Source organism: Dactylosporangium sucinum (genome assembly GCF_014647515.1).
GTDB classification, from domain to species: domain Bacteria; phylum Actinomycetota; class Actinomycetes; order Mycobacteriales; family Micromonosporaceae; genus Dactylosporangium; species Dactylosporangium sucinum.
Window position 1 is genome coordinate 1031 of record NZ_BMPI01000153.1, and the last position, 3903, is coordinate 4933.

The following is a 3903-nucleotide window of genomic DNA, read 5'->3' on the forward strand; positions in this document are numbered from 1 at the left end:
GCGCGCGAACTCCGCGAAGCCGACCGGCGTCGCCATCACGGACACGCCACCGGCCAGCGCCAGGCCGCATTCGCCGGCCCGCAGCGCGCGGACCGCGAGGTGCAGCGCGACGAGCGACGAGGAGCAGGCGGTGTCGACGGTGACGGCGGGCCCGGTGAGGCCGAGCGTGTAGGCGACGCGGCCGGAGACGACGCTGCCGGCGACGCCGGTGCCGAGGAAGTTGCGGACCTCGTCGGGCACCTGCTGGGCGCCGATCGCGTAGTCGTGGAGCATCAGGCCGGTGAAGACGCCGGTGTCGCTGCCGCGCAGGGTCGCCGGGTCGACGCCGCCGTGTTCGAGGGCCTCCCACGTGGTTTCGAGGATGAGGCGCTGCTGCGGGTCCATGGCCAGGGCCTCGCGCGGGCTGATGCCGAAGAACCCGGCGTCGAACGCGCCGGCGTCGGCGACGAAGCCGCCCTCGGCGAGATACGTGCGGTCCAGCGCCGAGTCGAACACCCGCTCGACGTCCCAGCCGCGGTCGCGCGGGAACGGTGTCACGCCGTCGCGGCCCTCGGCGACGAGCCGCCACAGGTCGTCCGGCGAGGCGACCCCGCCGGGCAGCCGGCAGGCCATGCCGACGATCGCGACGGGTTCATTCAGCGCGGCCAGGAGGTGACCGTTCTGCCGGCGTAGCAGTTCGTTTTCCTTGAGCGATTCCCGAAGTGCCTTGACCACCCGCTCGGCAGATGCGGTCATTCTAGCCCCGATCCGGATATGCAATCACGATTCAGAGTTGTGCAATGCTCGCTGAACAAGTTCGTCGACATCCATCTCGTCGAAGACGTCCGCGTCCTCGTCCGTGTCCCGCAGTTCGCCCTCGTCGGCCGTGCGGGCCAGCTTGAGCAGGGCATCCATCAGGCCGGACTGCCGCAGGCGGCCGACCGGAATCGACTCCAGGGCGCTGCGGATCTCCGCCTCGCTGGAATCGACACCAACGTGTCTACCAGCCTCAGGACGAAGAACAACCCCTATCCGCTTCGCCACCGCGCTAGGGGTGGGATAGTCGAAGATAAGTGTTGCGGGCAACTGGCACCCGGTCGTCGCATTCAATCTGTTGCGAAGTTCGACGGCGGTGAGCGAATCGAATCCCAGGTCGAGGAATCCGCTGTCCGGTTCGATGTCGGCCGCTCCCTCGTGGCCGAGGACGATGGCGACCTGGGCCCGGACGACGTCGAGCAGCGCCCGGTCGCGGTCGGCGTCGCCGAGGCCGGCCAGGCGCTGCCGGAACGCGTCGCCGGGGATCACCGCCTCGCCGCCGGCGGCCCGCCGGGCCGGCCGGATCAGGCCGCGCAGCAGCGGCGGCACGGGCTGCGCGCCGATCTGGGTGCGCAGCGCGGCCAGGTCGAGGCGGGCGGCGACGACAAGCGGGCGCCCCGCGCCGAGTCCGGCGTCGAAGAGGGCGAGGCCGAGCTCGGCGGACAGCGGGGCGGCCCCCTGGGCAAGGCGCCGCTGCTGGGTCTCGTCGAGCCGGCCGCCCATGCCGGTCTCCTGCTCCCACAGCCCCCACGCGATCGACGTCGCCGGCAGGCCGTCGGCAAACCGCCGGGCGGCGAGGGCGTCGAGATAGGCGTTGCCGGCGGCGTAGTTCGCCTGGCCCGGGGCGCCGAACACCCCGGAGGCGCTGGAGAACAGCACGAACGCGGTCACCGGCTGGTCCAGCGTCAGCTCGTGCAGCCAGCGGGCGCCGTCGGCCTTGACCCGCATCACCGAGGCGACCCGCTCCGGGGTCAGCCCGGCGAGCACACCGTCGTCCAGCACGCCGGCCGCGTGCACAACCCCACATACCTGCACACCCGCCAGTGCTTCCGCCAGCGCCACCCGGTCGGCCACATCGACCGCCTCGACGCGAACCTCCGCACCCAGCCCTTCCAGGTCCTCCACCAGCTCTGCCGCGCCGGAGGCGGCCGGCCCCGACCGCGACAGCAGCAGCAGGCTCCGCACCCCGTGCCTCGTCACCAGGTGCCGGGCCACCAGCGCGCCCAGCCCGCCCGTACCGCCGGACACCACCACCGTCCCCAGTGAACCCCACACGGGCTCCTCTTGAGGGGTGGACCCCAGGCGCACCAGCCGCGGCACCGACAGCGCGCCCGCGCGCACCATCACCTGCGGCTCGTCCAGCGCCAGCACCCGGCCCAGGTCCGCGTCCCCGGCATCGACCAGGACCACCCGGCCCGGGTACTCCGACTGCGCCGAGCGCACCAGACCCCACACCGCGGCGACCTCCGGATCCACATCGGCGCCGGACGTCACCACCGCCAGCCGCGCGTCCTCGTCGGCCATCACCTCCTGCAGCCGCAGCAGGGTCGCCGTCACCTCGGCCGCCCGGTACACCGTCCACCCGTCCAGGTCGACGGCCGTGTCCGGCTCGGCCACCGGCACCCAGTCCACGCCGAACAGCACATCCCCGCCCGGCGCGGGCGAACGCAGCGCGGGCAGCGCTCGCAGTACCAGTCGATCGATCTCCACGACGACACCGCCGGCGGCATCGACGGCCACCACCCGCACGCCGCCCTCCGGCAGCAGGGTCAGCCGCGCCCGCAGCGCCGACGCCCCACCCGCGAACAGCCGCACACCCGACCAGGCAAAGGGCAACCCCTCAACACCCGAGCCCTGCCACCCCGCCACGGCCAGGGTGTGCAGCACCGCGTCCATGAGTGCCGGGTGCAGCCCGAAGGCGCTCCCGCCGGCGGCCACCCGCTCCGGCAGGGCCACCTCGGCGAACACGTCGCCGCCCCGGCGCCAGACCCGCTCGACGCCCCGGAACGCCGGGCCGTAGGCGAACCCGCCGTCGGCCAGCCGGTCGTACAGGTCGTCCACGGCGACGGGTTCGGAGTCGGCCGGCGGGGGCCAGGCGTCGAGCGTGGCCGGCGCGGTGCCGTCCGGGGCGAGGATGCCGGTGGCGTGGTGCTGCCAGTCCGGGCCGGCGTCGGTGTCGGGCCGCGAGTGGATGGTGACGGCGCGGGTGCCGTCGGCGGCCGGTTCGGCGACGACGACCTGCAGCTGGACGCCGCCGCGCTCCGCGATGGCGAGCGGGGCGTGCAGGGTGAGCTCGCGGACGGTACCGCAGCCGGCCTCGTCGCCGGCGCGGATGGCCAGTTCTAGCAGCGCGGTGCCGGGGAGCAGGACCGTGCCGGCGATGGCGTGGTCGGCGAGCCACGGCTGGGCCGCCAGCGACAGCCGGCCGGTGAGGACGTGGCCTTGGCCGCCGGCGATGGTGACGGCTGCACCGAGGAGCGGGTGGCCTGCGGCGTCGAGCCCGGCGCCGCGGATGTCACCGACGCCGGTGGGCGCGTCGAGCCAGTACCGCTCGTGCTCGAACGCGTACGTCGGCAGCTCGACCGGCGCGACGGCCGCTCCGAGCACCGCGGTCCAGTCCACGTCGACCCCGGCGGCGTGCAACCCGGCCGCGGCGCTGAGCAGCCGGTCCCCCGGCCGCAACGTCGGCACCACCGTCGCGTCCGGAGCGGTCAGCGCAATCATGGAGGTGAGCACCCCGTCCGGACTCACATCCACGAAGACCTTGACCCCGTCGTCGGTCAGCCGCTGCACAGTGTCGGCGAACCGGACCTCGTCACGGGCCTGCCGCACCCAATACTCCGGATTCGTCACATCCCCGTACAACCCGATCACCGGCTCACGCGCCGGAACACTCGCCACAACCTGCCGGAACTCGTCGAGCATCCCGTCGAGGTGATGGCTGTGAAACGCGTGCGACACCTTCAACAGCTTCGCCCTGCGACCCTGAACCAACTCCGTCACGGCGTCGGCGTCACCGGACACCACAACCGACCGCGGCCCGTTCACCGCCGCCAGACCCACCCGCCCCTCGACCAGCAGCGGCCGGACCTCGTCCTCCGACATCTC

The 3903-nt window shown here is 73.5% G+C and carries 1 protein-coding gene and 1 pseudogene; both read right to left on the reverse strand.

The window, feature by feature from the left end:
* Positions 1–714: beta-ketoacyl synthase N-terminal-like domain-containing protein (locus IEZ31_RS58040; protein WP_373294892.1), on the reverse strand; the 714-nt coding region annotated here is incomplete at its 3' end.
* Positions 715–1014: 300 nt separating this feature from the next.
* A pseudogene (locus IEZ31_RS55370) lies at positions 1015–3903 on the reverse strand (type I polyketide synthase); the annotation flags it as partial.